Annotated in this window: 17 protein-coding genes and 1 tRNA gene; 9 read left to right on the top strand and 9 right to left on the bottom strand. The window is 71.7% G+C overall.

Going from position 1 to position 15,705, the window contains the following annotated elements:
- Positions 1–259: 259 nt before the first annotated feature.
- Positions 260–1,396 carry an acyl-CoA dehydrogenase family protein gene (locus tag AQI88_RS26775; protein ID WP_067003970.1) on the top strand — a complete coding sequence of 379 codons (1,137 nt, stop codon included), beginning with the start codon at positions 260–262 and terminating at the stop codon, positions 1,394–1,396.
- The gene (locus tag AQI88_RS26770; RefSeq protein WP_067003967.1) at positions 1,393–1,791 is read left to right on the top strand and encodes a RidA family protein; all 399 of its coding nucleotides are present in this window, start codon (positions 1,393–1,395) and stop codon (positions 1,789–1,791) included. The genes AQI88_RS26775 and AQI88_RS26770 overlap by 4 nt, the downstream gene beginning before the upstream one ends.
- 4 nt (positions 1,792–1,795) lie before the next feature.
- Here the strand turns inward: AQI88_RS26770 and AQI88_RS26765 are convergent, their stop codons facing one another.
- Entirely contained in the window at positions 1,796–1,990 is a 195-nt protein-coding gene (locus tag AQI88_RS26765) for a DUF5999 family protein (RefSeq protein WP_067003965.1), read from the bottom strand.
- A gap of 233 nt (positions 1,991–2,223) precedes the next feature.
- On the opposite strand from AQI88_RS26765, the gene AQI88_RS26760 reads away from it, so the two are divergent.
- Positions 2,224–2,649, top strand: a complete 426-nt coding sequence (locus AQI88_RS26760) for a DUF6299 family protein (RefSeq protein ID WP_067003963.1) — start codon at positions 2,224–2,226, stop codon at positions 2,647–2,649.
- A gap of 69 nt (positions 2,650–2,718) precedes the next feature.
- Here AQI88_RS26760 and AQI88_RS26755 read toward each other — a convergent pair whose 3' ends face one another.
- The 4 genes from AQI88_RS26755 to AQI88_RS46095 form a co-directional block, all read right to left on the bottom strand.
- Entirely contained in the window at positions 2,719–2,922 is a 204-nt protein-coding gene (locus AQI88_RS26755; RefSeq protein WP_067004181.1) for an acyl-CoA carboxylase subunit epsilon, read from the bottom strand.
- Between the two features lie 35 nt (positions 2,923–2,957).
- Positions 2,958–4,502 (bottom strand): acyl-CoA carboxylase subunit beta, encoded by a 1,545-nt coding sequence (locus AQI88_RS26750; protein ID WP_067003961.1) that lies wholly within the window; start codon positions 4,500–4,502, stop codon positions 2,958–2,960.
- 128 nt (positions 4,503–4,630) lie between these two features.
- Entirely contained in the window at positions 4,631–5,416 is a 786-nt protein-coding gene (locus AQI88_RS26745; protein WP_067003959.1) for an AfsR/SARP family transcriptional regulator, read from the bottom strand.
- 298 nt (positions 5,417–5,714) lie between these two features.
- Positions 5,715–5,811: transfer RNA gene (locus AQI88_RS46095), tRNA-OTHER, on the bottom strand.
- Between the two features lie 175 nt (positions 5,812–5,986).
- On the opposite strand from AQI88_RS46095, the gene AQI88_RS26740 reads away from it, so the two are divergent.
- From AQI88_RS26740 to fabI, 6 genes are all read left to right on the top strand, one after another.
- On the top strand, positions 5,987–6,994 hold the full coding sequence (locus AQI88_RS26740; protein WP_067003957.1) for a DUF2156 domain-containing protein: 1,008 nt from the start codon (positions 5,987–5,989) through the stop codon (positions 6,992–6,994).
- A 28-nt stretch (positions 6,995–7,022) separates the two neighbouring features.
- Entirely contained in the window at positions 7,023–7,172 is a 150-nt protein-coding gene (locus AQI88_RS46735) for a hypothetical protein (RefSeq protein WP_167357475.1), read from the top strand.
- A 264-nt stretch (positions 7,173–7,436) separates the two neighbouring features.
- A complete protein-coding gene (locus AQI88_RS26735) occupies positions 7,437–8,549 on the top strand; it encodes a fatty acid desaturase family protein (protein WP_067003955.1) in 1,113 nt (370 codons plus the stop codon).
- A 153-nt stretch (positions 8,550–8,702) separates the two neighbouring features.
- Positions 8,703–10,148 (top strand): MFS transporter, encoded by a 1,446-nt coding sequence (locus AQI88_RS26730; RefSeq protein ID WP_067003953.1) that lies wholly within the window; start codon positions 8,703–8,705, stop codon positions 10,146–10,148.
- Positions 10,149–10,176: 28 nt separating this feature from the next.
- Positions 10,177–10,506, top strand: a complete 330-nt coding sequence (gene fdxA, locus AQI88_RS26725; protein ID WP_067003951.1) for a ferredoxin — start codon at positions 10,177–10,179, stop codon at positions 10,504–10,506.
- The gene (gene fabI / locus AQI88_RS26720; protein WP_067003949.1) at positions 10,503–11,270 is read left to right on the top strand and encodes an enoyl-ACP reductase FabI; all 768 of its coding nucleotides are present in this window, start codon (positions 10,503–10,505) and stop codon (positions 11,268–11,270) included. The genes fdxA and fabI overlap by 4 nt, the downstream gene beginning before the upstream one ends.
- 65 nt (positions 11,271–11,335) lie before the next feature.
- Here fabI and serS read toward each other — a convergent pair whose 3' ends face one another.
- From serS to AQI88_RS26700, 4 genes are all read right to left on the bottom strand, one after another.
- Positions 11,336–12,613, bottom strand: a complete 1,278-nt coding sequence (gene serS, locus AQI88_RS26715; protein WP_067003947.1) for a serine--tRNA ligase — start codon at positions 12,611–12,613, stop codon at positions 11,336–11,338.
- On the bottom strand, positions 12,606–14,081 hold the full coding sequence (locus AQI88_RS26710; RefSeq protein WP_067003945.1) for an APC family permease: 1,476 nt from the start codon (positions 14,079–14,081) through the stop codon (positions 12,606–12,608). Before AQI88_RS26710 ends, serS begins: the two co-directional genes overlap by 8 nt.
- Before the next feature lie 141 nt (positions 14,082–14,222).
- Positions 14,223–15,443 carry a beta-ketoacyl-[acyl-carrier-protein] synthase family protein gene (locus tag AQI88_RS26705; protein WP_067003943.1) on the bottom strand — a complete coding sequence of 407 codons (1,221 nt, stop codon included), beginning with the start codon at positions 15,441–15,443 and terminating at the stop codon, positions 14,223–14,225.
- Positions 15,443–15,673, bottom strand: a complete 231-nt coding sequence (locus tag AQI88_RS26700; RefSeq protein ID WP_067003941.1) for a phosphopantetheine-binding protein — start codon at positions 15,671–15,673, stop codon at positions 15,443–15,445. The genes AQI88_RS26705 and AQI88_RS26700 overlap by 1 nt, the downstream gene beginning before the upstream one ends.
- Positions 15,674–15,705: the final 32 nt, after the last annotated feature.

Genomic DNA, 15,705 nt, shown 5'->3' with positions numbered 1-15,705 from the left:
TCTGGCACGCACATCTGCCGCGTTGTCGTCGGTTGCCGACGCTCCGCGTCGACGCCCTCCTCCGCCTTGCAGCTGCACGCACCAGACCCCGCTCTCGGGTCGGCTGCGAACTTCCCTTTCCTGTAACCGACCTGATCCGGAAGACACCCCCTCGCTCATCGAGCGTATCGTCTTGGTGACGGCAGTCAACTGTGCGCGATAACCTCGGAGGGTGACGGGGACGGGTCACCGCGATCCGCCTCGGAGGGAGGACCGGCAGATGCCCGCATTCTCACTCGAACCGGAGCAGGCCGCCTGGTGTGCCGAGCTGCGCTCGCTGGCTGCCGAACGGCTGCGCCCGCTCGCCGACAAGGGCGAACCGGGCCGGGTCAACCGGCCGCTCCTCGCCGAACTCGGCCACCTCGGGCTGCTCGCCCGGCTGTTCACCTCCGGTGCCCTCGATCTGTGCCTGATGCGGGAGTCCCTGGCCCAGACCTGCACCGAGGCCGAGACCGCGCTCGCCCTCCAGGGCCTGGGTGCCCACCCGGTGCACGCGTACGGCAGCACCGCCCAGCGTGAGCGCTGGCTGCCCCGGGTGGCCGACGGCGGCGCCGTGGCCGCGTTCGCGCTGAGCGAGCCGGGCGCGGGCTCGGACGCGGCGGCCCTCGCCCTCGCCGCCGAGCCGGACGGCGCCGCCGGCTGGCGGCTCACCGGCGCCAAGTGCTGGATCTCCAACGCCCCCGAGGCCGACTTCTACACCGTCTTCGCGCGCACCACACCCGGCGCCGGAGCCCGCGGAGTGACCGCCTTCCTCGTCCCCGCCGACCGGCCCGGACTCACCGGCTCCGCACTGGAGATGATCTCGCCGCACCCCATCGGCGCCCTCGACTTCGACGCCGTACCCGTCACCGCGGACGACGTGCTCGGCGAGGTCGACCGCGGCTTCGCCGTCGCCATGGGCACCCTGAACCTCTTCCGGCCCAGCGTCGGGGCCTTCGCGGTCGGCATGGCCCAGGCGGCGCTCGACGCCACCCTGGAGCACACCCGTGGACGGGACGCCTTCGGCGGCAAGCTGATGGATCTGCAGGCCGTGGCTCACCAGGTCGCCGAGATGGCCCTGCGCACGGAGGCGGCCCGGCTGATGGTGTACGCGGCGGCCACGGCGTACGACGACGGCGCCCCCGGTGTGCCGGGGCGCGCCGCGATGGCCAAACTGCTCGCCACCGAGACCGCGCAGTACGTCGTCGACACCGCCGTCCAACTGCACGGCGCCCGCGCCCTGCGCCGCGGCCACCTCCTCGAACACCTCTACCGCGAGGTCCGCGCGCCACGGATCTACGAGGGCGCGAGCGAGGTCCAACGGGGCATCATCGCCAGGGAGTTGTACGCCATGACACGCGAGGAGGCGGCCCGGTGACCACCGAGCGCATCAACCCGCCCGGCCTGTCCCCGGCCACGGGCTTCTCGCACGCCGTCGTCGCGGCCGGCTCCCGTGTGGTGTTCCTGGCGGGCCAGACCGCCCTCGACGCCGACGGCAAGGTCACCGGCGCCACGCTCCCCGAGCAGTTCGAGCAGGCGCTCACCAACCTGCTCACCGCCCTGCGCGCGGCCGGTGGCACCCCCGCCGACCTCGCCCGCGTCACCGTCTACGCCACCGACGTCGCCGCCTACCGCACCCATGCCCGCCAACTCGGCCGCATCTGGCAGGAGTCGGCGGGACGGGACTATCCGGCGATGGCGGTCGTGGAGGTCGTACGGCTGTGGGACGAGCAGGCGTTGGTGGAGCTGGACGGGTTCGCCGTACTGCCGTAGGCGTTCACGCCGCCACGGGGAGCCGCTCGGCCGGGACCCGGCGCGGCGGGACCACGCTGCCGTCCGGGTGCAGCTCCCCGGTGTCGTCGAAGACGATCGAGCCGTCGCACAGCAGGGTCCAGCCCTGCTCGGGGTGGGCGGCCACGGGGTGCGGGGTGGCGGCGTCGGACGCGGCGCACGAGGTTCGGTAGGAGCACATGGCGCACCTCCACATCGGATGTGAGGGGGGCCGGCGGATGCGGCCGCCGCCCGGCATGCTCAGACCATCCTCCTGTCGTGAACGCCCCGGAACCGCCTGCCGTGAAGCGTGACAACACGCGGACAACTCCCGGACGGTTCCATGACGCGCCACCGATGGAGTGAGGTCACGCCCGGCGGCTCGGCCACCCGGTACCAGTGGAGGCCCGCACCCACGGAACTGGAAGGTATCCCATGCCTGTACGCCCCGCCCTGGCCGCCTTGTTCGGCGCCGCAGCCCTGCTGTGCACCGCCGTCGGCCCGGCCGCCGCCGACCCGTCCGAGACCGTGACCGTCGACCCGACCGGCACCATCGCCTCGGACGGCACCGTCACCCTCTCCGGCACCTACCGCTGCACCGGGGCCTCCGGACCGGCCTTCGTCAGCTCCTCGATCGGCCAGGGCGATCCCAACGTCGAGCACGGCATCGGCGGCACGCTCGCCCAGTGCGACGGCGCCGAACACCACTGGGAGAACTCCGGCAAGGTCACGCCGAACCCCTTCAAGGCCGGCAAGGTCCGCGTGCAGGCCACGGTCACCGAACTGCGCCCCGGCGGCCTCCTGCTGCTGCCGGCCTTCCACGCCGTCCAGGGCAAGGACGTCAAGCTCACCAAGAAGTGAGCCGCGCGCCCGCCGAGCGGCCCGGCACACCGGTGCGTGCCGGGCCGCTCGGCGGGCGCCCGCGACCCGTCAGGAACGCTGCCAGCTGTGCGGCGCGTGGAAGGCGTGCGGGCGCCAGGAGGTGGTACCGGGGGACGCGACCTCGCTGCCGGCCCCGGCCAGGGCGCTACGGCTGAGCAGCAGCACCGCGATTGCGGCCAGCTCCTCGTCCGTTGCCTCGCCCTTCTCGACGCGGATGGGGGCGGTGAGGGACGCGGGAGACGTGGGGGACATGGGGACCTCCGTCGACTGCAGGTTGCCGTGCCGGGTCACTGAGGGGGGTTGCCGTGCTTGCGGGCGGGGCGCTCGGCGTGCTTGGAGCGCAGCATCGCCAGTGCGGCGATGAGGACCGAGCGGGTCTCGGCCGGGTCGATGACGTCGTCCACCAGGCCGCGTTCGGCCGCGTAGTACGGGTGCATCAGCTCGGCCTTGTACTCCTTGACCAGCTCGGCCCGCCTGGCCTCCGGGTCGTCGGCCTCGGCGATCTGGCGGCGGAAGATGACGTTCGCGGCGCCCTCCGCGCCCATCACCGCGATCTCGTTGGTGGGCCAGGCGTAGGTCAGGTCGGCGCCGATCGACTGGGAGTCCATGACGATGTAGGCGCCGCCGTAGGCCTTGCGCAGGATCAGGGAGATCCGGGGCACGGTCGCGTCGCAGTAGGCGTACAGCAGTTTCGCGCCGTGGCGGATGATGCCGCCGTGCTCCTGGCCGACGCCCGGCAGGAAACCGGGCACGTCGAGCAGGGTGACGATCGGAATGCTGAACGCGTCGCACATCTGCACGAAGCGGGCCGCCTTCTCGGACGCCTCGATGTCCAGCACACCGGCCAGGGTCTGCGGCTGGTTGGCGACGATCCCGACGACCTGGCCGTCCAGGCGGGCCAGCGCGCAGATGATGTTGCGCGCCCAGCGCTGGTGCACCTCCAGGTACTCGCCGTCGTCGACGATCTCCTCGATCACCCGGGTCATGTCGTAGGGCCGGTTGCCGTCGACCGGCACCAGGTCGGCCAGCGCCTCGCAGCGGCGGTCGGCCGGGTCGTCGCAGGGCACCGCGGGCGGGTTCTCGCGGTTGTTGCGGGGGAGGAGGGAGAGCAGATACCGGACCTCCTCCAGGCAGGTCTGCTCGTCGTCGTACGCGAAGTGGCACACGCCGCTGGTCTCCGCGTGGACGTCGGCACCGCCCAGGCCGTTCTGGGTGATCTCCTCGCCGGTGACCGCCTTGACGACGTCCGGGCCGGTGATGAACATCTGGGACGTCTCACGGACCATGAAGACGAAGTCGGTGAGCGCGGGGCTGTAGGCGGCACCTCCGGCGCACGGGCCGAGCATCACGCTGATCTGCGGGATGACCCCGGACGCGGCCGTGTTGCGCCGGAAGATGCCGCCGTAGCCCGCGAGGGCGGTGACGCCCTCCTGGATGCGGGCGCCTGCGCCGTCGTTCAGGGAGACCAGGGGCGCGCCCGCCGCGATGGCCATGTCCATGATCTTGTGGATCTTCGTGGCGTGGGCCTCGCCGAGGGCGCCGCCGAAGATCCGGAAGTCATGCGCGTAGACGAAGACGGTCCGGCCCTCGACCGTGCCCCAGCCGGTGACCACACCGTCGGTGTACGGCTTCTTCGCCTCCAGACCGAACCCGGTCGCCCGGTGCCGCCTGAGCGGCTCGACCTCGCGGAACGAGCCCTCGTCGAGGAGCAGGCCGATCCGTTCGCGCACAGTGAGCTTGCCCTTGGCCTGCTGGGCGGCGGTCGCTCTGGCACTCGGGCCGGCGAGCACGCGTTCGCGTATACCGGCCAGTTCCTCGACGCGGGACCTCATGTCTCCCCCTGCTTGAGTGAAGTGACGGGACGTCGGTCGCCCGGCTGCTGCCACCTGCCCGTCGAGCGTGACAAGGCGGGCTGACCGGCTGCTGACGGGACACTTACGCGAACCGGCCCTGGGTGCGCTCAAACCGGTTGCAGGTGCGTGTCGCCGGTCAGGGCGGGGTCGTGGGAGAGGATCGCGTTCTCGATCCGGCGCAGGGCGGGGGAGGGCTGGATGCCGAGTTCGTCGTCGAGGTGGCGGCGCATCCGGCGGAAGACGTCGAGGGCGTCGGCCTGCCGTCCCGAGCAGTACAGGGCGACCATCAACTGCTCGCAGAAGCGTTCCCGCAGGGGGTGGTTGGTGTGTGCCTCGGCCAGTTCCGCAAGGACGGCGGCGTGCCGGCCGAGCCGCAGTTCGGCGTCGAAGCGCAGTTCCATGGCCCGCATCCGGTACTCCTCGAAGCGGGCGCCCGCCAGCTGGCACAGCGTCCCGGCCGCGAACCCGCCGAAGACCGGACCGCGCCACATCGCGAGCGCCTCGCCGAGCAGCCCCGCGGTGTGGGCCGCGTCGTCCGCTCCGGCGGACTCGGCGAGCCGCACCGCCCGGATGAACTCGGCCGCGTCCAGCTCGCCCTCGCCCACGCCGAGCCGGTAGCCGGAGGGGTGGATGGTCAGCCGGGAGGCCGGCCGGTCCGGCTCCAGCTCGCGCAGCCGGCGGCGTAAGCGGCTGACATGCGCCTGGAGCGCGTTGGCCTGGTGGTCGGGGGCGGCATCCCCCCACATCTCCTCGGCCAGGCTCTCCCCGGACACCGGCTGGCCCTCGCTGACCAGCAGCGTCTGCACCAGGGTGCGCTGCAGATCGCCGGAGATGTCCGCCGGGCCGGTCGTGGTGAGTATCTGAAGTGCCCCGAGAATGCTGAACCTCAGCATGTCTTCCCCCCTTGGTGGCAATTCCTTGGCGAAGATATTTCTTTCTGGGTTCGTGCTGCGGTGAAAGACAGGGTGACCGAACGCGCCGCGCCCCGGCGGGCCTCGACTCCTTCGCGGCCCGCCGGGGCGGTTGCTCCGCCGGGACGGGGGGGCCGGCGGTTCCTGGGAATCCGGTGCTGAGCCGCCTTCGGCGCAGTACCGGGGGTGGGATGATGCATTCCGTGCGGCGGGTCGGTGAATGGGAGGTCACCACGCACGGAATTCCGGTCCGACGATGCTCCGGCTGTCGCACCGCCGGTGGCGGAGAGGGCAGGATTTGAACCTGCGTGGGCCTTTGCGGGCCCGACCTAGAGGCGTGCTCATGGTCCCCGATCAGCCACTCCGGGCACCTCTCCTCGCTCCCGGCTCCGGGTTTCCGTGCCGTTCACTGGGACCACAGTGGCAGTGCCTGCTGACGGAATGCTGACACGCTTCTGACGCAGGCAATGAATTCCTTTCGGCCCTTTTCCCGGGCATCCAGTCGGTGCTGTACTCCCTTCGATGGAAAACGCTCCCGAAAGGGGTACGGGAATGACCGCGACCACCACCGAAACCGTCTCGGACAGCCCGGTTCTCGATGCCATACGCACCCACACGGCAAGCGAGAACCCGAGTTCGTTCCTGACGCTGAACAGCGGAAACAGTATTTTCACCGTCCCGGGCGCGGACGGTGTGGTCGTCTACCGCCGCACCGGCCGCTACGCCGTGCAGCTCGGCGGTCCCTTCGCCGCCGAGGGGGACTACGGCACCCTCCTCGACGCCTTCCGCAGCCATGTCCGCGCCGAGGGCCGCACCCTGGTCGGCGTCCAGCTCCAGCGCGCCGACGCCGAGCGCTACGCCCAGCTGGGCTTCACCGTCAACCAGGTCGGCGCCTCCTGGGCGGTGGGCCTCGCCGAGTTCACCCTGCGCGGCACCAAGTTCATGCAGCTGCGCAACAAGATCTCCCGCGCCGTGCGCAACGGCCTCGTGATCCAGGAGGTCGACGCGGCCGACGTGCGGGACGCCATCGCCGCCATCGACCAGGCCTGGCTCGGCTCCAAGGGCGGCGCCCAGCAGCTGGAGTTCCTCGTCGGCCAGATCGGCGGCGCGGTCCAGGCCCACCGCCGGCTCTTCGTCGGCACCATCGACGGCGCCCCGGTCGCCTACATCTCGTACTCGCCGGTCTACGGCAGCCGGGCCGGCTGGATGCACGACCTCAGCCGCCGCATCCCCGAGGGCTCCCCGGGCCTGATGGAGGCCATCAACGCGCACGCCATCGAGGTGTTCCGCGCCGAGGGCGTCGAGTGGCTGCACTTCGGGTTCACGCCGTTCACCGGCCTGGACGCGAGCCACGAACTCGACGGCCACAGCCCCGCGTTCCAGTGGCTGATGCACGCTCTGTGGGCCGAGGGCGCGGCCCTGTACCCGGCGCAGACGCAGCTGTCGTACAAGCAGAAATGGGCCCCCGACGTGCTCATTCCCGAGTACGTCGCCTTCGACGGACCGCAGGCCTCGCTGCCCGGCTTCGCGCACATCTTCCGTGCCTGCAACGCATTCTGACCCACCGTCACCGACAGGAGCCGACGACATGAGCCAGTCCACCGAAGAACTCCAGCACGCCATGGTCGAGCAGCTGATGGCCGTCATCGGCGCGCCCGACGACGAGGCGGTCGCCGAGGCCGCCGACACGGTCGTACGCGCCCTCGACGAGCGGCTGCGCGCCGAAGCGGCCGCCTGAGCGAGCCATTGAAGGCGGCACCCCACACCTGGTCAGACCGGTATCAGTGGCACATCAGCGTTCCACGGAACGCTGGACACACGTTCGCCCGGCGGTCCGGGCCCGGGAGCACCGCACTGTGCTCCCGTCACCCGGGTCCGCCGGGCGGATCCCGCCCCCGACGGTGACCGCACGCGGGAGCCTTGTCGACTCGCGGCGCCCGCAGGTCCGCGGGGCAGCGGCGCCGCCGCCCGATCCGGGCACTTCTCCCAAGGAGAGCAACGCATGCAGCGTCCGCACACACAAGAAGCCGGGGCTCTGGCCACCGGTGGAGGCGCCGGCGCCGGACAGCGCACAGGTGCCTCGGCGACCTTCGCCGAACTGCTCAAACGGGTCAAGGCCGAAGGCCTCCTCGACCTCGACCCGCGGTACTACGTCGGCCGCCTGGCCCTCAACACCACCCTGCTGCTGATCGGGTTCGCCGCCTTCTTCGAGCTGGGCGACTCCTGGTGGCAGCTCCTCACGGCCGTGTGGATGGGTCTGTGCGGCGGCCAGTCGGCGTTCATGTGGCACGACGCCGGCCACAAGGCGATGTTCCGCAGCAAGAAGGCCGCCTCCGCGGTCGGCTACGTCCACGCCAACCTGGTCAACGGGGTCAGCTACGGCTGGTGGGTCAACCACCACAACCGGCACCACAGCAACCCCAACCACCTGGACATGGACCCGGACATCGGCCGGCGCACCGCCATCTTCGACATCAAGCAGTACCCGAGCCGCAAGGGCACCCAGAAGTTCGTCGTGCGCTACCAGAGCGTGCTGTTCTTCGTGCTGCTGGTGCTCGAGGGCTTCAAGATGCTCAGGACGGCGGTCCTGTCGATCGTCCAGGGCAAGACCAAGCGGCCCGTGCTGGAGACGTTCCTGATCCTGCTGCGCGCCGCCGTCTACCTCACCCTGGTCTTCACCCTCCTGTCCCCGGCGCTCGCGGTCGCCTTCATCCTGGTCCAGCACGCCGCCCTCGGCGTCTACTTCGGGATGATCTTCGCCCCGAACCACAAGGGCATGCAGATCCGCGACGGCGAGGAGGAGACCCTGGACTGGCTGGAGCGACAGGTCCTCACCTCCCGCAACATCCGGCCCAACTGGCTGGTCGACTTCCTCTACGGCGGCCTCAACTACCAGGTCGAGCACCACCTGTTCCCGGCGATGCCGCAGAAGAACCTGGGGCGTGCCCGGGAACTGACCATGCAGTACTGCGCCGAGCGCGGGGTGCCGTACCACGAGGTCGGCTTCTGGGCCTCGTACCGCGAGGTCGCTTCCTATCTGCACGAGGTCAGCGCGCCCGTGCGGCGCGGTGACGTGGAGGAGCAGATCCGGCGCCGGGCCATGGAAGCGGCCTGACCCCCACCGGCGCCCCCTGCCCGACCCCCACATCCCCACACCCCCCACACCCCGGCCCCCGGGCCGCACGCCCGGGCCCGTCGGCGGCCCGGGCGGTTCCTTCCCGGGAGCGGTGCATGAACAGTCCCCAGGAGTACCGAAGGAGCCAGCCCCATGTCCCAGACCACCGCGGCGGCGGGCGGAGTCACCGCTCCCGCCCCGATCGGGGTCCGCCTGGACCGGATGCCGATCACTCCCCTGCACCGCAGACTCACCGCGGTCATCGGCGTCGGCCTGTTCTTCGACACCTTCGAGAACAACCTGTCGGGCACCATCGGCAAGGTGCTGCAGAGCGACTTCGGCTTCGGCGCCACCTCGCTCAAACTCGTCCTGGCCTCCGTGTTCGTCGGCCAGTTCATCGGTTCCCTGACGCTCGGCCGGATCGCCGACCGGTTCGGCCGGCGCCGGGCCTTCCTGATCAACCTCGCCATCTACTCGGTCTTCTCGCTGCTCGGTGCCTTCTCCCCGAACGCCGCCTGGCTGATCGTCACCCGCTTCTTCGCCGGCATCGGCATCGGCGCCGAGCAGGCGCTGTCCGACTGCTACCTGGCCGACGTGCTGCCCGCGAAGAAGCGCGGCCGCTTCATCGCCTGGGCCTACACCCTCGCCTTCTGCGGCGTGCCCGCGGTGGGCTTCGCCGCGCTGTGGCTGGTGCCGCTGACCCCGCTGGGCGTGGCCGGCTGGCGCTGGCTGTTCGTGCTCGGCGCGCTCGGCTCGGCCGTGGTGTGGGGCCTGCGCCGGCAGCTGATCGAGTCCCCGCGCTGGCTGGCAGCGACCGGCCGGACTGCTCAGGCCGAGCGGCTGGTGGCCCGGATGGAGGCGGAGGCCGCGGGCCGTGGACTGCCGATGGATGCTCCGCCGGAAGTGCCGCGCTATGCCGTCGATCGTCTGCGACACCCTGGTGGCTGGTCGCGCCCCGCGGCGGAGCCGCATATCGATGCTGTCCCGCGCCCCTTCGGAGCGCAGCCCCGGCTGCGTGATGTTCTTGGCCCCGGCCTGCTGCGCCGCACCCTCGTCCTCTGGCTGTTCTGCGTGCTCTCGGTCGTCGGCTACTACGGCTTCGGCACGCTGGCCCCGCAGATCGTCGCCGCCAAGGGCTACGGCATCGTCGCCGGCCTCGGCTTCACCGCGCTGTCCTTCCTCGGCTACCCGGTGGGCTCCGCGCTCGCCCTACCCGTCGTGGACCGCATCGAGCGGCGCACCCTGATCGCCCTCTCGGCGACCGCGATGGTCGTGGCCGGACTCGGCTTCGCCTATGCGGACTCGGCCGCGCAGATCGTGACGTGCGGCTTCGCGTACACGCTGTGCAGCAACGTCTTCTCCAGCGTCTCGCACGTCTACCTGTCCGAGCAGTACCCCACCGCGATCCGCGCCACCGCCTCCGGTGCCGCCTACTCGCTGTCCAAACTCAGCGCCGCCGCGCTGCCGTTCGTGCTGCTGCCGGTCCTGGACGCCCACGGCCCCGGCGCCCTGTTCGCCGTCATCGCCGCCGCCATGGCCGTCCTCGCCGTCACCGTGCTGACCCTCGGCGAGCGCACCACCGGCACCCCGGTCAAGTGAACCTACCTGTCATGAAGAGGAGTTGAGCATGGCCTACGTCATCGGACTGCCCTGCGTCGACGTCAAGGACCGCTCCTGCATCGAGGAGTGCCCCGTGGACTGCATCTACGAGGGCCGCCGCGCCCTGTACATCCATCCGGACGAATGCGTGGACTGCGGAGCCTGCGAACCGGTCTGCCCGGTCGATGCCATCTACTTCCAGGACGACCTGCCCGAGGAGTGGGGCGCCGACCACGCGGCCTCCAACGCCGCCTTCTTCGAGGGCCTCGGCGCGCCCGGCGGCGGCAGCTCCCTCGGCCCCCAGGACCACGACTCGCCGCTGGTGAGCGCCCTGTCGAAGGGGGTGTCGGTGGCGTGAGCGGCATCCTCGCCGGCAAGCGGATCCTGGTGACCGGGGTCGTCACGGACGCCTCCATCGCCTTCCACGTCGCCCGGATCGCCCAGGAGGAGGGCGCCGAGGTCCTGCTGACCGGCTTCGGCCGGCTCTCCCTCATCGAGCGCATCGCGGCCCGGTTGCCCAAGCCGGCCCCGGTGATCGAGCTGGACGTCACGGACCAGGGCCACCTGGACAGCCTCGCCGAGCGGATCGGCGGGCACGTCGACTCCCTCGACGGCGTCGTGCACTCCATCGCCTACGGCCCCGAGGGCGCCTTCTCCTTCCTGGACGGCACCTGGGACGACGTGTCGACGGCCGTGCACGTCTCGGCGTACTCCCTGAAGTCGCTGACCACCGCCTGCCTGCCCCTGCTGGAGCGGCGCGGCGGCTCGGTGGTCGGGCTCACCTTCGACGCGGCCGTCGCCTGGCCGCACTACGACTGGATGGGCGTCGCCAAGGCCGCCCTGGAGTCCACCAGCCGCTATCTGGCCCGCGACCTCGGCGGCCGCGGGATCCGCTGCAACCTCGTCGCGGCCGGACCGCTGCGCTCTATGGCCGCCAAGTCCATCCCCGGCTTCGCCGGTCTGGCCGACGTCTGGACCACCGACCGGGCCCCGGCCGGCTGGGACCTCACCGACCCGGACCCGGCCGCCCGCGGCGTGGTTGCCCTGCTGTCGGACTTCTTCCCGCGCACCACGGGCGAGATCGTCCACGTGGACGGCGGGGTGCACATGACGGGCGCGTGAGCCACCGCACGGCAAAGGGGCGGGGGTTGAGGCTACGGCCTCAACCCCCGCCCCTTTGCCGTGCGTTACTCGGTCGCCCCACCCGGCAGGATCCGCCGGAACCCGGTGTACGGCACCAGCGCCTCCGGCAGGAGCACGGAACCGTCGTCCTGGACGCCCTGCTCCAGGAGCGCGGCCACCGTCCGCCCGATCGGGAGTGCCGAGCCGTTCAGGGTGGCCGCCGGGGTCTTGCGGCCGTCGGCCCGCTTGACCCGGATGTCCGCGCGACGGGCCTGGAACGTGCCGCAGTCCGACACCGAGGAGATCTCCCGGTAGGAGCCGCCACCGGGCAGCCACACCTCGATGTCGTACGTCATCCGCGCCGAGAAGCCCATGTCGCCCGCGGGCAACAGCACCGTACGGAAGGCCAGTTCGAGTCGGCGCAGGCACTCCTCGGCGTGCGCGACCATCAGGTCCAGCTGCTCCTGCGCCGCCTCCGGCGCGCAGATCCGCACCAGCTCCACCTTCTCGAACTGGTGCAGCCGGAGCACACCCCGGGTGTCCCGGCCGTACGCCCCCGCCTCCGCGCGGAAGCAGGGGGTGCGGGCCGTGAACGCGTACGGCAGGGTCCGCGCGTCCAGGAGTTGTCCGGCCACCAGGTTGGTCAGCGGCACCTCGGCCGTCGGGATCAGGAACAGCTCCCGGTCGCCGACCTGGGTGCGGAACAGGTCCTCCTCGAACTTGGGCAGCTGCCCGGTGCCGGTCATGGTGTCCCGGCCGACCAGGAACGGCACCGACTGCTCGGTGTAGCCGTGCTCGCGGGTGTGCAGGTCCAGGAAGAAGTCACCGAGGGCCCGCTCGAGACGGGCACCGGCACCGCGGGCCACGCTGAACCGGGCGCCCGAGAGCCGGGCCGCCGCGGGGGAGTCCAGGATGCCGAGCGCCTCGCCGATCTCCGCGTGGTGCCGGGACCCGGCGGCCGGACGCGGGGCCGGACCCCCGCGCCGTATCTCCACTGCCTCCTTCTCCGAGTCGCCGTCCGGTACGGCGTCCAGCGGCAGGTTGGGGATGCCGAGCAGCAGGTCGGTCAGTTCACCGGCGGCCGTGCGGGCGGCGGCCTCCGCCTGCTGCACCTCGGCGCGCAGCGCGCGGGCGGCCTCCTTCTCCGCCTCCGTGGGCGGGCCGGAGCGGCGGGCCTTGGCGGTGCGGTTCAGCTCGGTGCGCAGCCGCGTGACCTCGCCTTGTGTGGCCGAACGGGCGCGCAGCGCGGCCGTCAGCGTGTCCAGGTCCAGGTGGTAGCGGCGGCGGGCCAGACGCCGTACGGCGTCCGGGCCGGCCTCGATCAGCTGCTGGGGATCATGCATGGCGGTCTCCTGACAGGGCGGGGGCGGCGGGCGGCAGATCCGGTACGGCGGTGTGCCGGACACCGAGCAGGCGGTAGCGCAGCGGCTGGGCCGAGCGCAGCCGGGCGGCGTACACCAGGCCGCCCAGGGCGACCAGCGGCAGCAGCCAGGGCAGGGCGGCGATCACCCGGGACGGCGAGCCGGTGAGCATGTCGAAGTTGCCGACCACCAGCCAGACGGAGGCGGCCAGGCCCGCGAAGCCCAGCAGCGGGGCCACGGTCTCCCGCCACCAGTGCCCGCGCCCCTCGCCGCGCAGCCGCAGCCCGAGCACGGACAGCGCGGCCAGGGCCTGCAGGGCGACGATGCCCAGGGTGCCGAGGCCGAGCATGCTGGTGGTCAGATCGGCGTACGGGTCGAGACCGGCGACGGCGAAACCGGCCACGACCACCGCGGTCAGCGCGCTCTGCGCGAGGCTCGCCCGGTACGGGGAGCGGTGCCGGGGGTGCTCGGCGGCCAGCGCGCCGGGCAGCAGTCCGTCCGCGGCGAGCACCTGGGCGTAGCGGCCCGCGGCGCTGTGCAGGGCCAGTGTCGCCGCGAACAGGCTGGTGCAGAGCAGGATCTGGAGCCCGGTGCTGCCCGCCTCGCCGAGGAAGTCGTCGCCGAGGACGAAGAACAGGTCGCCCATCTGCTTGCCCGCGACCTCGCGCACCCGGTCGCTGCCGACCGCGCCCACCGCCAGCCAGCTGGTCAGGGCGTAGAAGCCGGCGATCAGGACGACGGCCGCGTAGGTGGCGCGGGGCACGCTGCGCCGCGGGTCCTTCGCCTCCTTGCCGTACAGGGCGGCCGATTCGAAGCCGATGAAGGACACGAACGCGAACATCAGCGAGACGCCGGCGCCGTGCCCGGCCGCGATGTGCGGGGAGAAGGAGGCGGTGGGCAGGGCGTGCACGCCGTGCCGGGCGAGGATCGCCACGTCCAGCGCGGCCAGCACACCGATCTCGCCGAGCATCAGCAGCGCCAGCACCCGCGCGCTGAGCGCGATCTCCCGGTACCCGAGCACGGCCGTCAGCACCAGCCCGACGGCCGCACACCACTCCCAGGACACCGTCAACCCATGGGCGGCGAGCACCAGTTGGGTGAAGTAGCCGAGCGCACCCGCCAGCCCGATGGTCGCGCAGTTGTAGGAGAGCAGCGCGACATACCCGGCCGCGACCGCGGGCGGCCGCCCGAGCCCGTCGGCGACGGAAGCGTAGAAGCCACCGGATCCGCCGGTACGACGAGCACTGACCGCATACCCGACCGAGAAGCACAGGAGGGTGACCCCGGCGAACAGAAAGGCCGCAGGCACACCCGCACCGTCCCCGAAGGCGAACGCGAGCGGGACGGTGCCGACCATGGCGGAGAGCGGTGCGGCAGCGGCGACGATGAGAAAGAGGATGTGCCCGGTACCGAGTCGGCCTTGCGAGGGCGGGGAACCGCTGGTGGACATAGGGGACTCCAAAGCAGGGGAGAGGGACGGGGAACAGCCGCCCGCAGAGGTCTCTCTGCGGACGGCTGTGGAAGCGCCCTGAAGGGGCGCGGGGAACTGCGCGACCAGCCACATACGGCCCGCACTCGCCGAACCACCGGACTAGGCAGGTGCAATCGCGAGCGCCGTGTTCTGCCCGCCGAACCCCAGCGAGTTGCTCAGAGCCAGATCGACGGGCATCTCGGTGACGGTCTGAGCCAGCTTGATCTCCATCCGCGGATCAGGCATGACCAGGTTGGCCACAGGCGGAATGACTTCATGCTCGACACTCAGCACAGCGAACGCGGCCTCCACCGCACCCGCCGCCCCGAGCAGATGACCAGTGACTCCCTTCGTGGACGTGACCACCGGATCCCCGCGCAGGGTCCGCTGGATCATCCGCGCCTCGGACAGATCGTTGAGCGGCGTCGACGTACCGTGCGCGTTGACGTGCTGCACGTCGTCCGGATCGGCACCCGCATCGGCCAGCGCCGCGCGTACCGCGGCCTCGATCCCCGCACCGTCCGGATGCGGCGACGTCATATGGTGCGCGTCAGCCGTCGCGCCGTACCCGATGATCCGCCCGTGGATGTGCGCCCCACGGGCCCGTGCGTCCGCGACCCGCTCCATCACGAGGATCCCGGCGCCCTCACCGGCGACGAAGCCGTCCCGGTCCGCGTCGAAGGGACGGGACGCGGACGCGGGGTCGTCGTGCCGCTTGGACAGCGCGCCCATCTGGGCGAACCCGGCCATGACCAGCGGGGTGATCATGGCCTCGCTGCCGCCGGCCAGCACGATGTCGCACCGGCCGAGCGCCAGCAGGTCCCGGGCCGTCCCGATGGCGGTCGCACCCGAGGCACAGGCCGTCGCCACCACCAGGTTGGGCCCGGTCGCCCCGAACTCGATGGCCGTCTGACCGGCCAGCATGTTCGGCAGCTGCATGGGCAGCAGCAGCGGCGACACGCGGTCGGCGCCCTGCTCGCGCAGCACACGGTGCTGGTCCTCGACCGTGCCCGGCCCGCCGTCGGCGCAGCCCAGCACCACACCCACCCGCGCGCCGTCCCAGGTCTGCGGGTCCAGGCCCGCGTCGGCCACCGCCTCGTGCGCGGCGACCAGCGCGAACTGTACGAACCGGTCCAGGCGGTGCGCGCGCCGCGCACTGAGCAGGGTCTCGGGGTCGAAGCCGGGCACCCGGCAGGAGATCTGTACGGAGTTGTCCGCCAGCAACGGATCCAGGGCGGCGGCCGGCCTGCCGTCGCAGACCGCGGCCCAGCTCGGCCCGACCCCGATGCCACCCGGGGTGACCAGGCCGAGCCCGGTGACGGCGATGTCCATCCCGGCCATCAGACCGTCGCGCTCCGCTCCTCCATCAGCCGGACCATGTCGGCCACGGTCTCGGCCTCCAGGAGGTCGTCGTCGCTGATGTCCAGGTCCAGCTCGGACTTCAGCAGCAGCGACAGCTCCACCACGGCCAGCGAGTCCAGCTCGATGTCCTCCCGGGTGGCCTCCGGAGTGATCGACTCGGGCGACACCTTGAGTTTGTTGGACAGGATTTCCTTGAGCTGCTCCAGCATGTCGGTTCCTTTCGAAGGTGTACGCGCCCCGC

It is taken from the genome of Streptomyces cellostaticus, from assembly GCF_001513965.1.
Classification (GTDB): Bacteria; Actinomycetota; Actinomycetes; order Streptomycetales; family Streptomycetaceae; genus Streptomyces; species Streptomyces cellostaticus.
The sequence above is the reverse complement of the archived record's forward strand: the minus strand, read 5'-3'. Positions and strand labels throughout refer to the sequence as shown.

What these genes read in the sequence shown, in the direction of transcription:
- AQI88_RS26775 (WP_067003970.1), top strand. Translation starts at nt 260, where the DNA reads ATGCCCGCATTCTCACTCGAACCGGAGCAGGCCGCCTGGTGTGCCGAG.
- AQI88_RS26765 (WP_067003965.1), bottom strand. Translation starts at nt 1,990, where the DNA reads ATGTGCTCCTACCGAACCTCGTGCGCCGCGTCCGACGCCGCCACCCCG.
- AQI88_RS26760 (WP_067003963.1), top strand. Translation starts at nt 2,224, where the DNA reads ATGCCTGTACGCCCCGCCCTGGCCGCCTTGTTCGGCGCCGCAGCCCTG.
- AQI88_RS26755 (WP_067004181.1), bottom strand. Translation starts at nt 2,922, where the DNA reads ATGTCCCCCACGTCTCCCGCGTCCCTCACCGCCCCCATCCGCGTCGAG.
- AQI88_RS26750 (WP_067003961.1), bottom strand. Translation starts at nt 4,502, where the DNA reads ATGAGGTCCCGCGTCGAGGAACTGGCCGGTATACGCGAACGCGTGCTC.
- AQI88_RS26745 (WP_067003959.1), bottom strand. Translation starts at nt 5,416, where the DNA reads ATGCTGAGGTTCAGCATTCTCGGGGCACTTCAGATACTCACCACGACC.
- AQI88_RS26740 (WP_067003957.1), top strand. Translation starts at nt 5,987, where the DNA reads ATGACCGCGACCACCACCGAAACCGTCTCGGACAGCCCGGTTCTCGAT.
- AQI88_RS46735 (WP_167357475.1), top strand. Translation starts at nt 7,023, where the DNA reads ATGAGCCAGTCCACCGAAGAACTCCAGCACGCCATGGTCGAGCAGCTG.
- AQI88_RS26735 (WP_067003955.1), top strand. Translation starts at nt 7,437, where the DNA reads ATGCAGCGTCCGCACACACAAGAAGCCGGGGCTCTGGCCACCGGTGGA.
- AQI88_RS26730 (WP_067003953.1), top strand. Translation starts at nt 8,703, where the DNA reads ATGTCCCAGACCACCGCGGCGGCGGGCGGAGTCACCGCTCCCGCCCCG.
- fdxA (WP_067003951.1), top strand. Translation starts at nt 10,177, where the DNA reads ATGGCCTACGTCATCGGACTGCCCTGCGTCGACGTCAAGGACCGCTCC.
- serS (WP_067003947.1), bottom strand. Translation starts at nt 12,613, where the DNA reads ATGCATGATCCCCAGCAGCTGATCGAGGCCGGCCCGGACGCCGTACGG.
- AQI88_RS26710 (WP_067003945.1), bottom strand. Translation starts at nt 14,081, where the DNA reads ATGTCCACCAGCGGTTCCCCGCCCTCGCAAGGCCGACTCGGTACCGGG.
- AQI88_RS26705 (WP_067003943.1), bottom strand. Translation starts at nt 15,443, where the DNA reads ATGGCCGGGATGGACATCGCCGTCACCGGGCTCGGCCTGGTCACCCCG.
- AQI88_RS26700 (WP_067003941.1), bottom strand. Translation starts at nt 15,673, where the DNA reads ATGCTGGAGCAGCTCAAGGAAATCCTGTCCAACAAACTCAAGGTGTCG.